This window comes from Streptomyces boncukensis (genome assembly GCF_011045075.1).
Classification (GTDB): domain Bacteria; phylum Actinomycetota; class Actinomycetes; order Streptomycetales; family Streptomycetaceae; genus Streptomyces; species Streptomyces boncukensis.
The window spans coordinates 1-1,851 of sequence record NZ_JAAKZZ010000870.1; the positions used below are offsets into that span (position 1 = coordinate 1).

Annotated in this window: 1 protein-coding gene; it reads right to left on the reverse strand. The window is 73.7% G+C overall.

The genetic code is table 11. The features are described from left to right. Positions 1-581 precede the first annotated feature (581 nt). Positions 582-1,682, reverse strand: coding sequence for a FadR/GntR family transcriptional regulator (locus tag G5C65_RS36520; protein WP_165303339.1), 1,101 nt, complete (start codon positions 1,680-1,682; stop codon positions 582-584). Positions 1,683-1,851: the final 169 nt, after the last annotated feature.

Genomic DNA, 1,851 nt, shown 5'->3' on the forward strand with positions numbered 1-1,851 from the left:
CCCCCTGCTCCGGCCCCCGGCACCCCGTCCTTGCACGCAACGACCCGCGTGTGGCGGGCGGCGCGACATCGGAAGGATCGGAAGGAAGGGAAGGCGACGAACGGCGAGTGCGGGTGAGCCCGGGTGCGGGTGAGCCGGGGTACGGGTGAGCCGGGGTACGGGTGAGCCGGGGTACGGGGGCGCGTACGGGCCGCACAGGACGTACGAGGGGCTCGGCTGTGGCGCGGGCGGGTCCGCCACCGGAGCGACCGGACACGGGGATCGGGCGGGCGCCGCACAGACGAGGGTCTCTCGGCTGAGGGTCGCCGCCTCGGTCCGTACCGCCCGCCGGCCGACTCCGCGCCGGACAGCCCCGGACCGCCGTGGACAGTACCGGACCGCCGTGGTCAGCCCTGGACAGTTCCGGACGCCCCTGGGGGCACGACCGCGCCACCGGATGCCGGGACGCGGCCGTACCCGTGACAGCGGTGGACCGGCGCGGGCAGGTGTACGAGCGGCGGCGCGCTGATACGAACGGGAGAGTGGGCCGACACGGCCGGTGCGCGGGGCCCGGTATCCGAGTGCGGCGCTCGGCGTCCGTGTCAGTGCTCGCGGGGCGCCGGGACCACGTGGTCCGCGCCGCCCGGCGCTCCCGCCTGCGCCACCTGTCCGTGCTGCACCGGCTGACCCGGCTGGCCCGGCTGACCGGATGCCGCACCGGAGGCCGGGGCGCCCTGTCCGGCCTGGGAGGGCTGGCCGCTCTGCTGGGGGGCGTGGCTGGCCGGCGCGGTGTCCGTGTGGACGCTGAGCAGCTGCCGCATCGCGGCCTCGGCGACGGCGGCCTCCCCGGCGGAGATGGCCTCGACGACCCTCCTGTGGTGGCCGACCGCGGAGTCGGTGGGGTGTTCGCAGCCGCTCGCGGGGCCGCCGGAGACCTGGAGGGCGGCGGAGACGATGCCGGAGAGGTGCTCCAGCATCCGGTTCCCTGCCGACTGGAGGATCAGGCCGTGGAACTCCGCGTCGGCACGGGAGAAGGTGAGCGTGTCGCCCTGGGCGAGCGCGTGGCCCATGATCTCCACCATGTCGGCCAGACGCTGCTCCACGTCCTCGCGGCCCTGCCCGGCGGCGAGACGGGCGGCCAGCGGCTCGATCGTCCAGCGCAGCTCGCACAGCTCGCGGCGCTGGCCCTCCCGCTGTGGCCCGAAGGCCCGCCACTCGATGATGTCCGGGTCGAGCAGGTTCCAGTCGCTGACGGGGCGGACTCGGGTGCCCACGTTCGGGCGTGCGCTGACGAGCCCCTTGGCTTCCAGGACTCGTAGCGACTCGCGGACGACTGTACGGGATACCTCGAAGCGCTGGCCGATCTCCTCGGGGACGAGCGGGCGGTCCGCTCCCAGGTCCCCGGAGACGATCATCTGGCCGAGCTGCTGCACGAGTTGGCCGTGCAGCCCGCGCCCGCGGCTCCCCGCGGCGCGGCGGCCCACGCGGTTCATGTCGGCCTCGGAGCCCTCCCAGGCGGGGGCGTTGGTGGTGGTGCGTGCCGTGCCGGTGGACTCGGCGTACGCGTAGCGGTCCAGCTCACCCGGGCCGACGAGGCCGGTGTCGACGGGGCGAGCCGCGGTCATCATGGAGTGCGCAAGGGTAGTCACGCCCCTTGTGTCGGCGGGGCTCAGGACGGCCTTGAGGGCTTTGGTGAAAAGCACACGAAAGGGTGATCGAGGGCTTCCACATAATTGACGCCTTATCGGAAGGAAAGAGCCTTGTCAGCGTCATCTCTGTGCGGAGCGCGGGGCGTTGGCCAGGGCACGGAGTGAACACCTGGCGGATTTCCGCCGCCCACTCCCCGTCCCTGTCACCCACACCGACCTCACC